Source organism: Kitasatospora sp. NPDC059408 (assembly GCF_042751525.1).
Taxonomy (GTDB): Bacteria; Actinomycetota; Actinomycetes; order Streptomycetales; family Streptomycetaceae; genus Kitasatospora.
Window position 1 is genome coordinate 19,835 of sequence record NZ_JBHYWI010000035.1, and the last position, 18,549, is coordinate 38,383.

Genomic DNA, 18,549 nt, shown 5'->3' on the forward strand with positions numbered 1-18,549 from the left:
GTGCCTGCCGAGGCATCGTCTCCGATCCCTCCCCGATCCACTGCTGCCCCGGCGTCTCCCGCCGGCCGAGACCCACTCGTGAGCGGCCCCTCCGCATCCCGGGGAAGCCTCAACCAGGTGCTTCCCTCCAAGGTATGCAGGCGGGAACGTTCCGGGATCGGCCTGCGACACCATCACGGATGTCGAACACGGACACGGATACAATGCCACGCGGCGCCTTATCCGCCCGTATGCTCACAGGGGGACGGACCATGCACACCAAGCTGATCAGACTGACTGGAATCCTGGCGGCCGCCATCCTGGCGCTCGGGCTCGGTGCGACCGTGCAGGTCGCCGCAACCGGCCAGTCAGCCGGGCAGCAGATCCTCGCGGACAACAAGGGGCCGGCAACCTCCACGCCATGAGGTCCGCGCCACCTTCCTCAATGACTGCGGCCGGCCTCCGGAATCTCCATGAGGTCGAACAACTCGGCTGCTGCCAGATGGTTCTTGCCAGCCGTCGCGCCGTCGCCAAGTCCCTCGGCCGCTTGGGCCAGACCCAGGTAGGCGGACGCCTGCTCAGAGCGGAATTGGATGGCCGAGGCGACCTCAAGCGCGTGGGCGTGCAACGCCGTCGCCGATGTGTACCGCCCTTGTGCGGTATGCAGCCGACCGAGGATGTTCTCGGCCTTCGCCTGGCGGACCGGCGTACCACCGGACCGTGCGAGGATCTGGGCACGTTCCGCGAGCTCGGACACCGCATCACTGTCGCCGAGACGGTGCGCTACCTCGGCGGACAGAGCCAGCACCAGGGCGACATCGCCCTGGGGCGCGCTCTCGTCGCACAACTCGCGGGCCCGCCTCAGACTCGCCTCGGCATCCACGTACTGACCCATGCCCAGCTGGGCGAAAGCCAGATCGGCCAGAGCCATGGTCTCGTTGACCGGGTTCGCGGTGTCCCGCTCCAGCTCAAGGGCCCGGAGGGCGGACGCCGCAGCCTCCGGATAGCGGCCCCATCGTGCGTACAGCGAGCTGAGATTCGTCTGAGTCTCCGCTTCAGCGCGGGCGGTGCCAAGTTCCCTGGCCAGTTCGACCGCGTGCTCCAACAGAGGAAGGGCCTTGTTGTACCGCCCCAGCATCGACATGAGCAGCCCGAGAGTGGACTCACTGTTCGCCTCGGCGTCACGGTCGCCGAGGCGTACCGCGATCTCGCGTCCCTCGCGGGCGACGTTGATGCCCTCCTCGAAGTAGCCGAGCTTCCAGCAAGCGGCGCCAAGACTGGACAGGCTGATACTCAACAGGACCGGATCGTCGAGCCGGCGCGCGGCTTGGACCGCGAGGCGGCCGAGTGCTCGGAACTCTTCGAAATGACCACCCGCGTTCAGATGGAAGACCAGGTCGCGGACCAGCCAGCCGGTGTGCCGGTCGTAGCCGAGCCGATCGGCCAGGTCCACGACCGCCAGCAGCCGCTGATGTTCGCGGCGGAACCAGAGGCTGACGATCTTCTCTTCCGTCAGTTCCGGGAGCTCTCCCTGATACGGGGGGATCCCGGTCGAGCGGGCGGTACGGCCTGGGAACAGTACGTCGCAGGCCACGTTGGTGGCTGTCAGGTAGTAGCTGAGCAACCGCTGGACGGCGTCCGCGTCGGTCTGTTCCGTCATCGGTCCGTGCTGGCCCTGGGCGAAGCTGCGGACGAGGTCGTGGAAGGTGTACTCGCCCAATCCGGGCTGTTGGAGCAGATGTACGTCGAGCAGAAGCTCCAGAATGTCCTCGGCATCCCGGACATCGGTGTCGAGCAGCGCGGCCGCCGAGTGTGCGTCGATGCCATCACCAGGGTGCAACCCGAGGACGCGGAACGCGGCGCGGTGCCTGTTGTCCATGGCCAGATATGACAACTGAAGCGTCACTGCGACGCTGCGTTCGCCCGAGCTCAGCTCGTCCATCCGGCGGCTCTCGTCCTGCAGTCGCTCGACGAGATGCCGCACGGTCCACCGGGGCCGGTTGCGCAGCCGTGCGGTGGCGATACGCAGCGCAAGGGGGAGATGGCCGCACAGCTCGGCGAGCTCGGCGGCCGCCTCCGGTTCGGCTTGCACACGGGCCGGGCCCAGCGTCCGTGCCACCAGCGTGGCACTGTCCTCGGGGGGCATCAGCCCCAGGGAGATCCACTCGATGCCGTCGAGGTCGAGCAACCGCACCCGGCTGGTGATGAGCACGAGGCAGCCGGGGGGAGCCGCCAACAGCGGCTGGATTTGAGCGGCGTCGGAGGCGTTGTCGAGGAGGAGTAGCATCCGGCGCCCCGCCAGTGCGGACCCCCATGTGGCGGTGCGGCCAGGCAGGTCCTCGGGTATCTGCTCGCTCGGCGTACCGATCGCGCGCAGCAGGATGTCCAGTGCTGTCGATGCCGGTATGGGGAGCTGCTCACCAGGGGTGAACCCGCGCAGGTCCACATAGAGTTGCCCGTCGGGGAACTCCTCGGTCAGCTGGTGAGCGGCGCGTACGGCCAATGAGGTCTTGCCCGCGCCGCCCATCCCGTCGATGGCTACGACCCGGGCGCCGTGCTCATCCGGCAATCTCTCGGCCCGGACCCGGCTGAGCAGGATTGCCAGCTCCTTGGCCCGGCCCGTGAAGTCCGGCAGCGCATACGGCAGTGTGGAAACCGGACCGCGTTGCTCGGCCGGCATTCCGGAGGCAGTGGCGGGCGGCCCACCCTGCGGGGCTGTCAGCTCCGGACCCTCCCGCAGGATCCCCTCGTACAGCTTGACCAGTCGAGACCCCGGATCGATGCCGAGCTCGTCGGCGAGCAACTCGCGTACCTTCCCGTACTCCTCCAGGGCGTCCGCCTGTCGTCCCGAGCGGTACAGGGCGAGCATGAGTTGGCCGCGCAGCGTCTCACGCAAGGGGTGTGCATCGACGAGTGCCCGCAGACTCGCGACAAGCTCGCTGCTTGCGCCGAGCTCGAGGCGCAGTTCGTGGAGCTGTTCGGCTGCGGTGAGACGACGCTCCTCCAGCGCAGTTGCCGCGCGGCAGATCACCGGGCCGCCCTCACCCGCGAGGACGGGTCCCCGCCACAGATCGAGAGCACCCTGCAGCTCTGCGCAGGCGTCGGTCAGCCTCCCGACGCCCACGGCTTGTGCCGCTGTCTGGATCCGTGCGTTGAAGTCGAGAAGATCGAGTTGGCTGACCGACGTGATCACCCGGTAGCCAGGGCCGTCCGTGCTGATCATCTCTCGACCGGACGGCAGGCGTCGGCGGAGATCGGCGACGGCCTTGCGCACCTGGTGCGACGCAGTCGCAGGAGGGTCCTCCGCCCAGACGGCCTCGACCAGTCTGGCAATCGGTACTACCCGCCCGGGTTCGAGGAGCAGGGTGGCCAGCACTCGCTCTTGGATGGTTCCGCCGAGACGCACTCGTATGCCGCCGGCCCATACCTCAAGCGAGCCGAGTACATGGAACCGGAGTTCCTGTACGGACGGAAACCCATCCTTTCCCGAGTCTGCGACTGTCATCGATCCTCTATCGCCCATCAGAATACCCAAGGTCAAAGGCTTGGTTTGGGGATCATAAGCCATCTGCCGCGCTGGTCAACAGCACCTTAGGCCCAGGTGAGAGCGTCCGCCTTGGGACGGACAACGGCGGGCAGGAGGGTGGCAGAGGTGCTCACGGTTGGACGGATCCCTTCGTTGAGCTGCGGTCTTCCCGACATGCGTACTTTGGCATGTGACATGCCGAAGTGCGTAGTCGATTTTCGGCAAGGACGTCTGCCGTGGGCGACATCGCGATGGTCGCCGACGGCCAGTGGGGAGTCGGCGCACAGCCCGACCAGTGGCCGGACGAGGAGACGGTGGAGCGCCGGGTCGCCGAAGGCCGGCGCGTGGAGCTGACGATGGAGGAGCCGGCCCGCGCGGTGGGCCCCCGCGCCGAAGAGGGCCACCTCGACGAGAATCAGAGCTGACCGCTCAACGTCGGGCCCCGTTGTGGGTGCCGAGGTCGAGGGTGTGCAGCAGGCATCAGCCCGAAAGCCGACCGGAGCCGAGCCCGCTGCATTCCTCGAGCTACGTGATCTTGTCGCGGAAGCGCCGAGTGAGGACCTGAGTGAGGGTGGTTGGCGTCGCGTCTGGCAGGCCTGTCTCGCCAGGGCCGCGGGTCTCCGAGGTACTACGCCTGAAACGGCCGGACCGGAACTCACTGGCCTCGCACGGAGCCGGCGGGCGATTTTTGCCATCGATGGTCGTGAGGACCCGTTTCAACAGTTCAGTAACGATGCTGTTCGGCAGTGTGCTCTGAGGGCGCTCTTGACCGGTTGCCCCGAATGGCTTTGCTCGATTCGGGGGCGCCCGCTGGGCCTGGTGGCGTTCGTCCGGCGCGACCTTGTGCTCAACTCCGTTCAGCAGAACGCCCAGCAGTTCCTGGCCCGTCATCGCGCGTACGAGCTGCGGATTCAGGCTCGCGGCATCGTCGTCTTCCCAGGTGAGGCGGCCGAGGACTCTGTGGGCGACCCGAAGCGCTGGTCGGATCGACTGCTGACGCCGCCGGCGATGTGCCGAGCCCTTCCGACCTGCAGCGCGCACAAGATCGCCGCCATGGAGCTGGAGAACGCTCCGGTCGGCAAGCTGTTCCGCGATCGGCGAGACCTGCCGGATGAAGTTCGCAAAGTCCCCTTCGCGCTGGAGTCCGTTCAGCTGGAGCGGGCGGATACTCGACTGCTCGAAGCCAGTGGCGCGCTCTTCCGCGAGAACGATCGGTATTGGATTCCCGAGATCTATTGCCACGGGCTCAAATTCGGGGTCAGCGGTGGGGGTCGGCCAAGAGTGGTGCCGATTACCAAGCTTATTCGCGATCGCGATGGCGCCTGAACGCTTCCGGGCTGTAAGAGAGAGGGCACCCGGCGTTTCGTGGGGCCCTCTCTCGGGTGGCCTTTCCGGCGGTTGGCTTCCATCGGCCGATTGGCGCATTGTGGGAATCGGACAAGACGTTCTGCCAATCGGGGCCCCTTTCGGTTGGTTGAGTGATCGTGAGGGCTTCAGGGTGAAAGCGGGGAGGGGGAGGGCCCGGCGCCGGTTGGTGGCTGGGGCGGCTTCCGCGCGGTCGGACGGGCGGAGGGTCAGGACGGTTGGGTGATCCGTTCGGCGTTCTTCAGGTAGGCGAGGACCGCGAGGACGCGGCGGTTGTCGTCGGCGGAGGCCTCGATGCCGAGCTTGGCGAAGATGTTGGCCGTGTGCTTGGCCACCGCGCTCTCGCTGATGTGCAGGGTGTGCATGATGGCGGCGTTGGAGCGGCCCTCGGCCATGAGTTCGAGGACGTCGTGTTCGCGCGGGGTGAGGGCGGCGGTGGTGCCGCGGGCGTCGCTGCGGGCGAGGAGCTTGGCGATGACCTGGGGGTCCATGACGGTGCCGCCGGCGGCGACCGTGCGGACGGCGGCGACGAACTGGGCGGTGTGGGTGACGCGGTCCTTGAGGAGGTAGCCGATGGCGCCCCGGCCGCCGGCGAGCAGCTCGTGGGCGTAGAGCTGGTCGACGTACTGGGACAGGATCAGCACCGGCAGGCCGGGGCGGGCGCGGCGGGCTTCGAGGGTGGCCTTGAGGCCCTCGTCGGTGAACGTCGGGGGCAGGCGGATGTCGACGACCGCGACGTCGGGTTCGTGTTCGCGGAGGGCGCGCAGGAGTTCGGGGCTGTTGTCGACGGCGGCGACGACCTCGAACCCGTGGTCCTGGAGGGTCCGGATCAGGCCGTCCCGGAGGAGGAAGAGGTCTTCGGCGATGACGACGCGCACGGTATCTCCAGGGTGGCGGTGGTCGGCCCGCCGGGCGGGCTCTGCAGGGCGAGGGTTCCGTCGAAGCTGCCGATCCTGCGCCGGATGCCGTGCAGGCCGCCGCCGCGGGCGGGGTCGGCGCCGCCGTGGCCGTCGTCGGTGACGGTGACGCGTAGGACGCCGTCGGTGTGGACGAGGCGGATGCGGACCTCGTGGGCGTCCGCGTGTTTGCCGGCGTTGGCGAGCAGTTCGGCGACGGCGAAGTAGGCGGCGGACTCGACGGGGGTCGGGAGGCGCCCGGGCAGGCCGTTCTCGACGAGGACGTCGAGGTGGCTGTCGAGGGCGAGGGAGCGGACGGCGTCGCCGAGACCTCGGTCGGTGAGGATCGGCGGGTGGATGCCGTGAACGAGGTCGCGGAGGTCCTGCAGGGCGCGGGCGGAGGCGGCCCGGACGTCGAGGAGGAGCTCGCGGCCGGCCCGCGGGTCGGTGTCGAGGAGGCGGGTGGCCCGGTCGAGGGTGAGGCCGAGGGCGACCAGCCGGGCCTGGGCACCGTCGTGCAGGTCCCGCTCGATGCGCTGGAGTTCGGCGGCCTGGGTGTCGAGGGCGTCGGCCCGGGTGCCGGTGAGGTGTTCGATGCGGCGGACGAGTTCTGCGGTGCGCGGTGCGGAGAGCATGCGCCGGCTCCAGGTGGCGTGGAGGTCGAGGGTGGCGGGGGCGAGGAGGAGTCCGGCCGCGATCGACCCGAGGCCGAGGCCGGCGGCGGCCAGCATCGTGGCGGTGGACTCGACGGGGACGAAGGCGTACCAGTTGTCGGGGCCGAGGCGGCGCCAGACGAACGGCTGGACGAGTACGCCGAACAGCCCGAAGTCGACGAGCGCGAGCGGGCCGGCCACGAGCAGCCCGCCGACCAGCGGCTCCAGCCAGGCCCACCGGAGGTCGTGCCAGAAGCCGTCGTCGCCGAGGACACGGGCCGCCCCGGTCCGGCGGCCGGTGCCGTGGCCGCCGAGCGGTCCGGGCGGGCTGATGGGTGTGCCGCTCCACCGGGTGGTCCAGGACCGGTACCGGTCGGAGAGCGTGCGCAGGGCCGCCGCGGCGCGCGGCAGCAGCGGGAGGCCCGCGCCGACGGGGAGCAGCAGGAGCGCGCCCACGACGAGCGAGCCGGTCGCGGAGACGAGGAGGCCGTTCAGCGAGAGCAGTTGGCAGCGGCCGAGGGCGGTCGCGCGGTCGACGAGCGGGCGTACCGCCCCCCGAGCCGTCAGCACGTGCTCTCCCCCGGATCGTCGGTCGGCGCCGATGTCGGACCGCATGTCGGCGCGCATGTCAGCGGGCCCCGTCCGCGATCGGCAGGATATCGGCCGTCAGTTCACGGATGACCCACGGGACGGCCGTGACCAGGGCGGCCAGGCCGAACAGCACCATGGACAGGTCGGCGTCGGCGGCCGGAGCGCTGCCGGAGCCGTCGTCCATGAACAGCAGCATGCCCAGGTTGACCAGGGTGTGGAAGCCGCCCGCGAGCAGGAGGCGGTTGGCTCCGGCGCGCTCCAGGCCGAGCCCGAGGACGACCGACATCGCCACGGTGGCCAGCAGGAACCCGGCCGCGTAGGCCGGGTCCTGGCCGAAGACCTGCACGTGCCACGCGCCCCAGAGCAGCCCGACCGCGACCGAGGACGTGAACGGGCCGAACCTCGTCCGCAGGAGCGGCTGGAGCAGGCAGCGCCACCCGATCTCCTCCCCGCACGCGCCGACCAGCTGCGCCGCCACGATGAGCGCGAACGGGCTGCCCAGCGTGCCCGGATCGGTGACCCGGAGGACGCCCTCCACCCACGCGTACGCGCCGGCGCCCAGCGCGATGATCAGCACGGCGCTGAGCAGCAGCCCGGCGCCGCGGGCGTGGCGCCGGGCCGTCGACCCCGCCGGGTCGACGGCCCGGCGGGCGGGCAGGGCACCGGAGAGCCGGCGCCGGATCCGGGACGGCCACAGCAGGGCCACCGCCGCCACCCCGAGGGCTGGGCCGAACTGCGTCAGCTGGATGACCACCGTCGGTATGCCGGTGGCGGGTTGGGCCGCACCGAGGGCCCCCGCCGCGAGGAACGCGACGGCGAGGAACACGCCCGCCTCCGCCTTCCACGCCACCTTGCCCGCTGTCACTGTCTTCTCCGTCCGCATGTCGTACGCCCCCTAGGTGATCGTCGTCCTCTGTGCCGTACGGGCCTCCGAGCGGCTCGTACCTCTCGGAGACGACGATTCCGGTGCGTGGACCCGAGGCCATTGCGTGCAGCTGTCCGGCCGGGGTGCAGCCAGCTGCACCCCCGCTCAGACGCGGAGGGTGTAGCCGCCCCGGAACACCCACGAGTCGGGTGCGGTGGCCCGGCACTTGGCGCCCCGGGCCGGGGCGCTGTAGTCGAGCGCGTCGGCGCCCGCCCAGCCGACCCGCTGCTCCCCGCTCGCGTCGGCGGGGTAGAAGGTGAGGCCGGTCTCGGGGTGCCAGGTGCTCGGGGCGGGCTTCGGCTCCTCCTGGCCCGCGGGGACGGTGAAGTGGAGCGACTCGATCGGGCCGGTCACGGTGACGGCGCCGTCGGCGCCGGTGACGAGGCAGTCGACGGCGATCTCGGCCCGCACGGCCGACTTGTCGGGGAAGACGTGCTGGACGGTGGCGTGGCCGCGCGCGTCGTGGCCGGTGGTGGTGCGGGCGTCGACCTGTGCGGTGAACCGTTCGTTCGGGAGGGGCCCGGGGCCGCGGTAGTTGAGGAGCGTCCAGGCGTGCAGGTGCTGGTGGCGCGGGTGGGCGGCCTCGGCGGCCTGGGCCGGGGCGGTGGTCACCGCGGCGACGGCGGCTGCGGCGGTGGTGAGCGCGAGGCCGGCGATGAGCTTGCGCATGGTCGTTCCTCCGGATCGGTGAGGGGAGCGGGACTCGCTCCCCTCGGCACGTCAAAGATCCCTGGAAGGACTGGACTTGGGCCTCCACCCCGAGGACGGACCGCCTCCCCCGCGCGGGGGAACCGCCCGCTCACCGGGTGGACTCCCGTATCGCCTCCAGAGCGAGCGCGCCCAGGGCGAGGGCGGCCGCCGTGGCGGCGACGGCGGCCGGGGCCGGGCCGCGATCGGGGTCGACGCCGAGGAAGTCGAGCCCGGCGAGGTGGTTGACCATGCCGTACCAGAGCATCGGGTAGAGCGACTGGAACAGCCGCGGGCCGCGGGTGACGGCGCCGCAGAGCAGCGCCAGGGCGGGCACCAGCAGCACCCCGGCGAGCGCGGCCGCGGTGGCCCGGAGCTGCCCGGCGGCGAGCAGCCGGGCGATCGGGGCGGCCGCGACGGCGAGTGCCAGGACGACCCCGGCGAGCAGGCCGGCCAGCAGCCGACGGGCGGGGGCCGGGCAGGCGGCGAGCAGCTCGCCGACGCTGCCGCCGTCCGTCCGGTGGCCCATCCGGGACCAGAGCAGCACCGGCCAGAGCATCGCGAACGGCAGCACCGCGTGGGTCGGGCCGTCGGGCCGGGTGACGGCTGCGAGCAGGGCGAGTCCGAGCGTGCCGGCCCACCACAGGCGCCGGCCCTGGACGAGCACGCGCAACTCGCCGGCGGTGGCGGCGAGCAGGGTGCCGCCGGCCCGGGAGGGCGCCGTTTCCGCCGGGGTCATCCGGGCCGGGGCGAGGTCGAATGCGGCCGGTCCGGAGGCAGTAGGACCGGACGCGGGCGCGCCGGGGGAGGCAGGGGAGCCGGGTGAGGCGGGGGAGCCCGGGGACCCGGCCTGCCGGGCGGGCCGCCGGACGGGCGACGCGGCCCGGTCGAAGCGGTGGAACCAGGCCGCCCCGGCCAGCGCGAGCGCCACCGCGACGGCCGCCGTCAGCCCGGCGTGGCCGAGCAGCCCGCCCGCCTCGCCCGGACCGAGTCCGGGCCAGTCGAAGCTGCCGCGCACCCGGTTGTCCGCCGTGAGCCCGACCCCGAACTCGACCGTCTCCGCGGGGTAGCCGCTCGCCGCGATGACGCTGCGGATCGAGGTCGTGATCAGGCGCATGCCCAGCAGGTCGTACCCGCGGCTCGCCTGCGCGCCGAGGACGCCGGTCAGCCAGAGCACGGACCAGAGGAGCATGCCGGGGCCGTCGCGCAGCCCCGGCACGGTGTCGAAGAGCACCGCGCACCCGGCGACCGCCGCCAGCAGCGGCAGGGTGATCAGCACGTACGGCAGCAGCAGCCGCACGACGTCCACGTCGTCGCAGTCGCCCTTGAGCAGCTGCACGGCGAGCGCCGTCCCGGCGAGGGCGAGCAGCATCGAGCCGAGGACCAGCAGGTTGCTGAGGAACTTGCCCGCCAGGTAGGCGAGTCGGCTGAGCGGGGTGGCGGCGAGGACCTGGCCGACGCCGGTGCGCTCGTCCCGCGCGACCGTGCCGCGGGTGATGCCGAAGCCCGCCAGCGAGAGCCAGACGGCCCCGCCGAGCGCCGTCACGGTGCCGACGTAGCCGCTGGTGTAGCGGCCGAGGTGGTCGCTGACCTGGAAGACCTGCCAGCGGGAGTCGCCGACCGGCGCGGCGAGCAGCCCGAGGCCGAGCGTGCCGAGCAGGACGGCCAGGTAGCCCGGCCGGCGCCGCCGCTCGCGGAAGTCGGCGAGCGCGAGGGCGCGGACGGCGCCGGCCGTCACCATGCCGCCACCCCCTCGGCGACCGGCGTGGCGGGGCCGGCGGTGAGCAGCAGGTACGCGTCGTCGAGCCGGGGCTCGGCGGGCTCGGCCTGCGGGGCCGGCCGCTCGGGGGCGAGGACCCTGACCCGGACGCCCTGCGGGGTGCGTGTGGTGCCGCCGAGGAGGAACCGCGAACGCAGCACAGGGAGTCGGGCCGGATCGACGGTCAGCTCCCAGACCCGGCCCGCGGCCGTCCGGAGCAGCCCCTCCGGGGTGTCGTGGTGCAGCAGCCGGCCGCCGCCCATGACGGCGATCCGGTCGGCGGTGGCGGCCACGTCGGAGACGATGTGGGTGGACAGGACGACGATCCGCTCGGCGCCGAGCCCGGTGAGCAGGCCGCCGAAGCGCAGCCGCTCCTCCGGGTCGAGGCCGACGGTGGGCTCGTCGACGATCAGCAGCTTCGGGTCGTTGAGCAGCGCCTGGGCGATGCCGACCCGCTGGCGCATCCCGCCGGACATCGCGCCGAGCCGCTGCCCGGCGGCGCCGGACAGGTTGACCAGGGCGAGCAGTTCGTCGATCCGGGCCCGGGCCGAGCGCCGCCGCAGGCCCTTGGCGGCGGCCAGGTAGCCGAGGAACTCCCGGGCCGTCAGCTGCGGGTAGACGCCGAAGTCCTGCGGCAGGTACCCGACCGTGCGGCGCAGCGGGCCGGGCCGCCGGGCGGTGTCGACGCCCTCCCAGAGCACCTGCCCGGAGGTGGGCCGGGTGACGGTGGCGAGGATCCGCATCAGGCTGGACTTCCCGGCGCCGTTGGCGCCCAGCAGGCCGAGGACGCCGGGCCGCAAGGTCAGCGAGAAGGAGTCGACGGCGCGCCTGCCGCCGCCGTAGTCCTTGGTCAGGTCGTGGATCCTGAGCTCCAACGCTCGGCCCCCCGGTGCGTGCGGCCGGGCGTCGCACGCTTGGTCGTTGCACGCCGGCCCGGCAGTCGGCGTCTTCCTGACCGCCATGCTTCCGCCGCGCCGCGCACCCGCACATCTGCCGTTCGGGAGATATCGGAGGGCTTTCCTGCGCCGCAACCCCCCGAAAACGCCTGGTGGGTGTGCCGATCGGCACACCCACCAGGCGTTCGAGCGGAACCCCCGAGTGGAGCGCGGGGTCCGCGGAGCTACTCGTCGTCGAGCCCGCCGACGTCCTCGCTGCCGTCCGGGGTGCCGCTGATCGCGTACCCCTGCCGGCGCGCCTCGTAGCAGGCCACCGTCGCGGCGGCCGAGACGTTCAGCGAGCCGACCCGGCCCAGCTGCGGCACGAACACGACCTGGTCGCAGATCGCCAGCGCCTCCGGCGTGATCCCGCGGTCCTCGTGGCCGAGGACGAAGGCCACCGCCGGCGTCAGCTCGGCCGCGAACATCGGCACCGCGTCGTCCGCCAGCTCCAGGCCGACCACCTTGAAGCCGTCCGCCTTCGCCGCCGCGACCGCCTCGGCGACGGTCGGGAAGTGCTCGACCTTCAGGTACTTGTCGGTCCCCATCGCGGCCTTCTGCGCGCCGGACGAGCGCACCGACGGGGTGTCCCCGGTCAGGTACAGCTTCTCGGCGCCCATCGCCGCGCCGGTCCGCACGACCGAGCCGACGTTGAACGGGGACTGCAGGTTCTCCAGGATCAGCGCGAGCCGGAACTCGTTGCTGCGCCGCCACGAGCGGTGCAGGCGCTTCAGTTCGGTCCCGCGGAGCTGCTTCACGACGTCGTACCTCGTCCACTCTCGGAGCCCTCGCCCGTCTCCGGGCGGGGCCGCGCTTCCAGAATCCGGAACCCGTTGACCGACGCGATCCGGGAGGTCGGGTAGCCCTGCTCGGTCAGCCACTTCTGCAGCGAGTCCGAGCCCAGGTGCTTCTGCACGACCAGGAACGCCGAACCGTCGGGGGTCAGCCGGCCGAGCCAGTGCGTCAGCAGCCGGCGCAGCGCGGCCTTGCCGATCCGGATCGGCGGGTTCGAGTAGATGGTGGCGAACCGGAGGTCCTCGGGGACGTCGTCCGGCAGCGCGGCCTGGACGTTGCCCAGCCCCAGCGCCCCGGCGTTCAGCCGGACCAGCTCCAGCGCGCGCTCGTTGACGTCCACCGCCCAGACCGGGAGGCGCTTGCGCCGGGTCGCCCAGGTGAGCGCGATCGGGCCGTAGCCGCAGCCGACGTCCAGGATCGGGCCGCGCACGCGCGGCTGCGGGGCGTGCTCCAGCAGGATCCGGGTGCCGGGGTCGAGCCGGCCGCGCGAGAACACCCCCGCGTCGGTGGTCAGTTCGAGGGTGAGGTCCGGCAGGGAGACCGTGATCGGCCGGCGCTCGCTGGCGACCTCGGGCGCACCCGTGAAGTAGTGCGAGCCGGACATGTGCTTCCCCGTCGTTCGTGTGGGCCTCGGGGCCACCGGGTGGGTGCGGGTAAGCCCTGGTACGGCACCGATCGTACCCCCGGCGGCCCTGGCCGCGTTCTGTCCGGCCGGGGCGCGGTCGCGGGCGCGGGCGCGGGCGCGGGCCGGGGCCGGTGCCGTGGCCCTAGAGGGTGCCGGGGGTCTTGCGGGTGGTCACGTTGATCCGGTTCCAGGTGTTGATCGTGAAGCAGACCGACATCAGGTGGGCCAGCTCCTCCTCCTCGAAGAGCGCGGCGGCCCGCGCGTACACGGCGTCCGAGACGCCGCCGCCGATCGCGGTGACCTCCTCGGCCAGCGCGAGGGCGGCGCGCTCGCGCTCGGTGTAGACGCCGGCCGGGGCGTCGTGCCACACCGGGAGGAGGTGGATCCGCTCGTCGGTCTCGCCGGCCTTGCGGGCGTCCTTGACGTGCATGTCCAGGCAGTAGGCGCAGCCGTTCAGCTGCGAGGTGCGCAGCTGCACCAGCTCGACCAGGGCCGGGTCCAGGCCCTCGCGGGCGGCGGCGTCCAGGGCGATCATCGCGCGGAACACCTTGGGGACGGTGCGGGCGTAGTCGAGGCGGGCCGGGGCTGCGGTGATCTCGTTCGTCGTCATGACTACGACTCTAGGGATGGAATGCACCACGGGAATGGGTCATTCGATCACTGGATTCGTGGGTCAATCGCGGGTTGCGGGCCGGTCCGGGCAACACGCCGGAACCGGGCCGGCACTTCGCGTCCGGGGGCCCGGCGGCGGATACTGCCAGTACTGCCCAGCACCGCCCGCGCACCGCCACCCGGCGCTCGTGGGAGCCTCCGAACAGCGAGGACGGACGCCATGCCGCAGAACCACGAGGACTACCTCATCGACGAGGCCGTCGAGACCGTCGAACCCGACGACGAGGCGCCCGAGGGCGACGAGTACGACGAGGTCGCCGAACGCCGGGCCCTCGGCGCCGACCCCGCCACCGACCTCGCGGACGCCGCCGAGCAGAGCCGAGTGGTCCAGCTCGACGAGGACGAGTACCGGGAGTAGCGGCCGTGGCACGCCGGCCGCCGCGGGCTCACAGGGCGCGGCGCCGCTGCAGCCAGGCGAACGCCGCCCAGCCCGGCAGGACGGGCAGGATCAGCGTCAGGCACCGGTAGAGCACGACGGCCGCCACCGCGCCGCCCTGCTCCATCGACGCGGCCGACTGCAGCAGGGCCCCCAGGGCCCCGTCCATCACACCCGCCCCGCCCGGGGTCGGCGCCGCGTTGCCGATCGGGCTGCCGATGAGGAACACCACCGCGACCGCCGCGAACGACGGCTCCTGGCCCACCGCGCGGGCCGAGCAGTACAGGCAGGCGGTCAGGCACATCGAGACCATCAGCTGCCCGGTCACCCCGACCGCCAGCCGTCCCGGGTTGCGCAGCAGCTCCAGCAGCCGCGGCAGCACCTCCGCCGTCAGCGGCCGCAGCCGCGCCGCCAGCCACCGCCTGGCCGGCGGCACCGCCGACACCGCGGCCAGCAGCACCGCCGCCCCCGCGAGGCCGCCGGCGACGGCGGGCAGCGCGTCCAGCTCCGAGCCGCCGGGCTCCTGGCCGAGCAGGTAGACGAACGCGCCCAGCTGGAGCAGGTGCAGCACCAGTCCGATCAACTGACCGACGCCGACGCTGGACAGCGCCTGCGCGGTCGGGATCCCGGCCTGCTGCAGCAGCCGGGTGTTCAGTGCGACGCCGCCGACGCCGCCCGGCGACACCAGCTTCGCGAAGGACCCGGCCACCTGCGCGAGCACGGCGTTGCGGAAGTCCAGCCGCTCCGGCACGAAGCCGACGAACCCCATCGCCGCGGTGACGTGGCTCGTCGCGGCGGCGAGGACGGCCAGCAGCAGCCAGAGCGGATCGGCGTCGGCCACGGCGGCGATCGGGTTCCGCTCCGCCGAGAACAGCTGCGGGATCAGCAGCCACCCGGCCACCACCCCGCCCGCCACCGCGAGCAGCGTCCGCGGCCGCAACCGCTCCAGCTTCACCGGCCGCACGGCCGCCTGCGGCCGCAACCGCAGGACCTCGGCCCGGATTCCGTCCAGGAGGTCCGGCGCCCTGGCCTCGGCGGCCGGCCCGTCGGCGGCGGGGGCGGTGGCCGTCGGGGCGACGGCGGGCCCGCTGGAGGCCGGCTGGGCGGTCCCGGGGCTGCTCCCGGCGGCAGCCTCGGTGGGGGAGGCGGCCGTCTGTGAGGTGGGCGGCCCGTCGGCGTCGGGGCGGGTGGTGGTCCGGGGCGTGCCGGTGGCGGTTGGCCCGTCGGCGTCCGGGCGCGTGGTGATCAGGGGCGTGCCGGTGGTGGCTTCCCCGCTGTTGCCGGAGGACGCGGCTGCCTGAGAGGCGGCCTGCCCGTCGGTGCCGGGGCGCGTGGTGATCAGGGGCGTGCCGGTGGTGGCCCCGGCCGTTCCCGTGGCCGCAGGCCGGCGCTTCAGGGAGTGGCGGGTCGTGGGGGCCAGGGCTATCGGCTGGAGCAGGGGGAGGGCGGCGGCGACGGGGTCGGGGCCCAGGGCGGCGATGGCGGTGCGGACGGAGCGGGCCGGGCCGGCGCGCAGGGCGAGGGTGGTGAGGAGCTGGGCGATGTCGCTGCGCAGGACGAGTTCGCTGGCGGCGATGTCGCCGTCCGCGAAGTCGACCAGGTGCACCGCGCCCGCCGGGTCGACCAGGAGGGCGGACGGGGCGAGGGCCCGGTGGGCGATCTCGCGGCGCTGGAGGAGGGCGAGCTGGTGCCAGGCGTCGGTGAGGAGGTCGTCGGTGATCTCGTCGTCGGCGAGTTCGTCGAGGGTGCGGCCGGCGAGGTGCTCGTACGCGATGAGGGCGGTGTCCTGGCCGAGTCCGGCGGTGGCGGCGATGCGGCGGGTGCGGACGCCGGCGGCGACGGCCGCGTACGAGACCAGGGCCTCGTGCTCCAGGCCGGTGCGGGGGGAGCGCAGGGCGCGCGGGTGGGGCGCGGTGCGCAGCCGCAGGCGGCGCCAGGCGCGGTGCAGGGCGGCGGCGGTGACGGCCTGGCGGTCGAGGACCTGGACGTCGAGGTCGGGGCGGCCGTCGGCCTGCCGGACGAGGTGGCGGTAGGGCCCGGCCGGATGGACGGCGGTGGGCCGCAGGCCGCTCTCGCGCAGGCCGCGGAGGATCTCGGCGGGCCGGGGCCGCGGGTCCGGGGTGCCGACGGCGTAGAGGACGCCGTGGGCGGCGGTCCAGCCGATGAGCAGCCCGAGGAGGAGCGCGGTGGGGGTGGCGTAGCCGGCGGCGAGTCCGGCGAGGCCGGAGAGGGCGAGGACGGTCCAGGGCAGGCGCCGTTCGCGGCTGCCGGAGGCGGTCAGGAAGGCGAGGGCGGGCGCGAGGTACCCGTACACGGGCTCGGTGTGCCCGGTGGGCCCGCCGGGCAGGGCCTTGGTGAGGGAGGCGAGCAGGGAGGCCGGGGCGAGCCCGTCGGCCCACATGCCGACGGCGAGGGTGAGGCCGTACGCGAGGACGGCCGCGAGCAGGCCGTCCGAGACCTGCTGGAGGGCGCGCCGCCGGTCGGGGCCGAGGAGGCGGCGGACGGCGAGGCCGACGGGCAGGAGCAGGACGGCGGCGGTGGTGAGGCCGCCGGCGAGGCCCGCCAGGGGGCGGGGCACCAGTTCGGTGGCCCCGGAGATGTCGGCGGCCAGGCCGCTGGTGGTGGCGCGGGCGTAGTCGGCGAGCAGGAGCGTGAGGGCGGTTGCGAGGAGGCCGGTGAGCAGCCGGACGAGGGCGACCGGCTGCCGTATTCGGCCGGTGTCGAGCACCCGGGCAGGGACGCCCCCGCCCGGCCCGGACGCGGGAGCGCGCTCCGTCTGCCGGGGCCGTTGCCCCGGCAGGTGCCCGGGCGCAGCGCCCGTCCCGGCACCGTCGGCCCCCGCGCCGCCGGTGCCGCCGTCCGTTCTCCCCGTCACGATTGCCACGGGGGGCATGCTCCCATGCCCCCCTGAGGGCGCGCCGTGAGCCGAGAGGCCCGCGGCGGCCCCTCACGCCTGCCGGGTGGGCAGCGCGACGACGTGGCGCAGGTTGACGTGCCGGGGGCGAGTGACGGTGTAGGCGATGAGGTCGGCGATGTCGTCCGCGCCCAGGGCCGGGATCGCCTCGAACATGCCGCCGAGCTGCTCGCGCAGGGCCGGGTTGTCGATGTGCTCGCCGAGTTCGGTCTCGGTGAGGCCGGGCTCGACGGCGCTGACCCGGACGTCGCGGGGGCCGAGCTCGGTGCGCAGCGCCGCGGACAGCTGGGTGAGGCCGGCCTTGGTGGCGCCGTAGACCGCGTAGTTGGGGAAGACGACGTGCGAGGCGATGGACGAGACGTTGACGAGGTCGGCGGCGCGGCCCTCGGCGGCGGCCTCGACGAGGTCGGGGGTGAAGGCGCGGACGATCCGCAGGGCGCCGGTCAGGTTGGTGTCGATCATGCGGGCCCACTCGTCGATGCGGCCGTCGTCGAGCGGGTTGGGCAGCATCACGCCGGCGTTGTTGACCACCAGGTCGACCGGTCCGAAGGCGGCGTGGACGGCCTCGGCGGCGGCGTCGACGGAGGCCTGGTCGGTGATGTCCGCGGTGACGGCGACGGCCTGGCCGCCGGCCCCGGCGATCTCGGCGGCCAGGTCCGCCAGCCGGTCGGCGCGGCGGGCGAGCAGGGCGACGCGGGCACCGCCGGCGGCGAGCAGCCGGGCGGTGGCGGCGCCCATGCCGCTGGCGGCTCCGGTGACGACGGCGGTGCGGGTGGCGAGGGCGGGGTAGCTCATCGGGAGGCTCCGGGGCTGGGGCGGTCGGGCTGACGACGACCACTCTGCTGCGGCGGTGGACGGCTACCCAGGGCCGAGCTCTTCCCGGGAACCACGGACCCGGGAACCACGGACCCGGGAACTCCTTTCCTGGGAACGGCAGTACCACCCTCCCGCGCCGTCCCCCGGACTACGCTGCCGGGCATGGAGAACAGCCTGGGGGACTTCCTCCGTTCGCGCCGGTCCCGGATCCAGCCCGAGGAGGTGGGCCTGCCCTCGCACGGCCGCCGCCGGGTGCCGGGGCTGCGCCGGGAGGAGGTGGCGCAGCTCGCGGGCGTGAGCGTGGACTACTACGTCCGGCTGGAGCAGGGCCGGGGCGGCAGTGCCTCGGACACGGTGCTGGACGCGGTGGCGCGGGTGCTGCGCCTGGACGACGTGGAGGCGGAGCACCTGCGGTCGCTGGCCCGCCCGCCGAAGCCCTCCGCCGTCTCCGCCGCGCGCGGGAGGCAGCAGGTGCGCGAGGGCACCAGGCTGCTGCTGGACATGATGGCGGGGGTCCCGGCGTTCGTGCTGGGGCGCCGGATGGACGTCCTCGCGTGGAACGGGCTGGCGGACGCGGTGCACGGCTACTCGTCCCGTCCGGGGAGCGACACCAACGCCGCCCGGCAGGTGTTCCTCGACCCGGCGGCCCGCGAGTTCTACGTGCAGTGGGAGGCGGTGGCCGCGGAGACGGTCGCGTACCTGCGGCGGGACGCCGGGCTGCACCCGGAGGACGCCAAACTGGGCGCGCTGGTGGGCGAACTGTCCGTGCGCAGCGAGGAGTTCCGCCGCCTGTGGGCCGATCACCAGGTCCGCGAGAAGACCCACGGGGTGAAGCTGGTCCGGCACCCGCTGGTCGGCGAACTCGACTTCGGCTACGAGACCCTGGGCGTGCACGGATCGCCGGAGCAGCTGCTGGTCGCGTTCACGGCGCCGGCCGGCTCGCCGACCGCGCAGAAACTCGCGCTGCTGGCGAGCTGGACGGCGGACGGGAGCCCGGCCCGGGTGGAGTGAGCCGCTGCTCCGCGGCCCTTCTCG

The 18,549-nt window shown here is 73.4% G+C and carries 17 protein-coding genes; 5 read left to right on the forward strand and 12 right to left on the reverse strand.

Going from position 1 to position 18,549, the window contains the following annotated elements; genetic code table 11:
• Window positions 1–251: 251 nt before the first annotated feature.
• Window positions 252–404 (forward strand): hypothetical protein, encoded by a 153-nt coding sequence (locus ACFXDE_RS23140; protein ID WP_380435638.1) that lies wholly within the window; start codon window positions 252–254, stop codon window positions 402–404.
• A 17-nt stretch (window positions 405–421) separates the two neighbouring features.
• Here ACFXDE_RS23140 and ACFXDE_RS23145 read toward each other — a convergent pair whose 3' ends face one another.
• Window positions 422–3,355: a BTAD domain-containing putative transcriptional regulator gene (locus ACFXDE_RS23145; protein WP_380496698.1), complete on the reverse strand. Its 2,934-nt coding sequence runs from the start codon at window positions 3,353–3,355 to the stop codon at window positions 422–424.
• 386 nt (window positions 3,356–3,741) lie between these two features.
• On the opposite strand from ACFXDE_RS23145, the gene ACFXDE_RS23150 reads away from it, so the two are divergent.
• The gene (locus ACFXDE_RS23150; RefSeq protein WP_380496699.1) at window positions 3,742–3,930 is read left to right on the forward strand and encodes a hypothetical protein; all 189 of its coding nucleotides are present in this window, start codon (window positions 3,742–3,744) and stop codon (window positions 3,928–3,930) included.
• 394 nt (window positions 3,931–4,324) lie between these two features.
• The gene (locus ACFXDE_RS23155; RefSeq protein ID WP_380496700.1) at window positions 4,325–4,831 is read left to right on the forward strand and encodes a hypothetical protein; all 507 of its coding nucleotides are present in this window, start codon (window positions 4,325–4,327) and stop codon (window positions 4,829–4,831) included.
• 248 nt (window positions 4,832–5,079) lie between these two features.
• Here the strand turns inward: ACFXDE_RS23155 and ACFXDE_RS23160 are convergent, their stop codons facing one another.
• The 9 genes from ACFXDE_RS23160 to ACFXDE_RS23200 form a co-directional block, all read right to left on the reverse strand.
• The gene (locus tag ACFXDE_RS23160) at window positions 5,080–5,748 is read right to left on the reverse strand and encodes a response regulator (protein WP_380435648.1); all 669 of its coding nucleotides are present in this window, start codon (window positions 5,746–5,748) and stop codon (window positions 5,080–5,082) included.
• The gene (locus ACFXDE_RS23165) at window positions 5,700–6,989 is read right to left on the reverse strand and encodes a histidine kinase (RefSeq protein ID WP_380496701.1); all 1,290 of its coding nucleotides are present in this window, start codon (window positions 6,987–6,989) and stop codon (window positions 5,700–5,702) included. The genes ACFXDE_RS23160 and ACFXDE_RS23165 overlap by 49 nt, the downstream gene beginning before the upstream one ends.
• Window positions 6,990–7,047: 58 nt before the next feature.
• Window positions 7,048–7,875, reverse strand: coding sequence for a CPBP family intramembrane glutamic endopeptidase (locus ACFXDE_RS23170; RefSeq protein ID WP_380496702.1), 828 nt, complete (start codon window positions 7,873–7,875; stop codon window positions 7,048–7,050).
• Window positions 7,876–8,040: 165 nt separating this feature from the next.
• Window positions 8,041–8,604, reverse strand: a complete 564-nt coding sequence (locus tag ACFXDE_RS23175) for a hypothetical protein (protein ID WP_380496703.1) — start codon at window positions 8,602–8,604, stop codon at window positions 8,041–8,043.
• 130 nt (window positions 8,605–8,734) lie between these two features.
• Entirely contained in the window at window positions 8,735–10,363 is a 1,629-nt protein-coding gene (locus tag ACFXDE_RS23180; RefSeq protein WP_380496704.1) for a hypothetical protein, read from the reverse strand.
• Window positions 10,357–11,256: an ABC transporter ATP-binding protein gene (locus tag ACFXDE_RS23185; RefSeq protein ID WP_380496705.1), complete on the reverse strand. Its 900-nt coding sequence runs from the start codon at window positions 11,254–11,256 to the stop codon at window positions 10,357–10,359. Before ACFXDE_RS23185 ends, ACFXDE_RS23180 begins: the two co-directional genes overlap by 7 nt.
• Before the next feature lie 245 nt (window positions 11,257–11,501).
• Window positions 11,502–12,074, reverse strand: coding sequence for a TrmH family RNA methyltransferase (locus ACFXDE_RS23190; RefSeq protein ID WP_380435660.1), 573 nt, complete (start codon window positions 12,072–12,074; stop codon window positions 11,502–11,504).
• A complete protein-coding gene (locus tag ACFXDE_RS23195; protein ID WP_380435662.1) occupies window positions 12,071–12,715 on the reverse strand; it encodes a class I SAM-dependent methyltransferase in 645 nt (214 codons plus the stop codon). Before ACFXDE_RS23195 ends, ACFXDE_RS23190 begins: the two co-directional genes overlap by 4 nt.
• A gap of 163 nt (window positions 12,716–12,878) precedes the next feature.
• Entirely contained in the window at window positions 12,879–13,346 is a 468-nt protein-coding gene (locus tag ACFXDE_RS23200) for a carboxymuconolactone decarboxylase family protein (RefSeq protein ID WP_380496706.1), read from the reverse strand.
• A gap of 222 nt (window positions 13,347–13,568) precedes the next feature.
• Between ACFXDE_RS23200 and ACFXDE_RS23205 the strand changes: the two genes are divergently transcribed.
• Complete coding sequence (locus ACFXDE_RS23205) at window positions 13,569–13,766, forward strand: hypothetical protein (protein WP_363650026.1); 198 nt, start codon at window positions 13,569–13,571, stop codon at window positions 13,764–13,766.
• Between the two features lie 28 nt (window positions 13,767–13,794).
• On the opposite strand, the gene ACFXDE_RS23210 is transcribed toward ACFXDE_RS23205, so the two are convergent.
• Both ACFXDE_RS23210 and ACFXDE_RS23215 read right to left on the reverse strand, forming a co-directional pair.
• Entirely contained in the window at window positions 13,795–16,668 is a 2,874-nt protein-coding gene (locus ACFXDE_RS23210) for a lysylphosphatidylglycerol synthase domain-containing protein (RefSeq protein WP_380496707.1), read from the reverse strand.
• A gap of 63 nt (window positions 16,669–16,731) precedes the next feature.
• Window positions 16,732–17,493, reverse strand: a complete 762-nt coding sequence (locus ACFXDE_RS23215) for an SDR family oxidoreductase (RefSeq protein ID WP_380496709.1) — start codon at window positions 17,491–17,493, stop codon at window positions 16,732–16,734.
• 183 nt (window positions 17,494–17,676) lie between these two features.
• Between ACFXDE_RS23215 and ACFXDE_RS23220 the strand changes: the two genes are divergently transcribed.
• A complete protein-coding gene (locus tag ACFXDE_RS23220; protein ID WP_380435670.1) occupies window positions 17,677–18,525 on the forward strand; it encodes a helix-turn-helix transcriptional regulator in 849 nt (282 codons plus the stop codon).
• Window positions 18,526–18,549 lie beyond the last annotated feature (24 nt).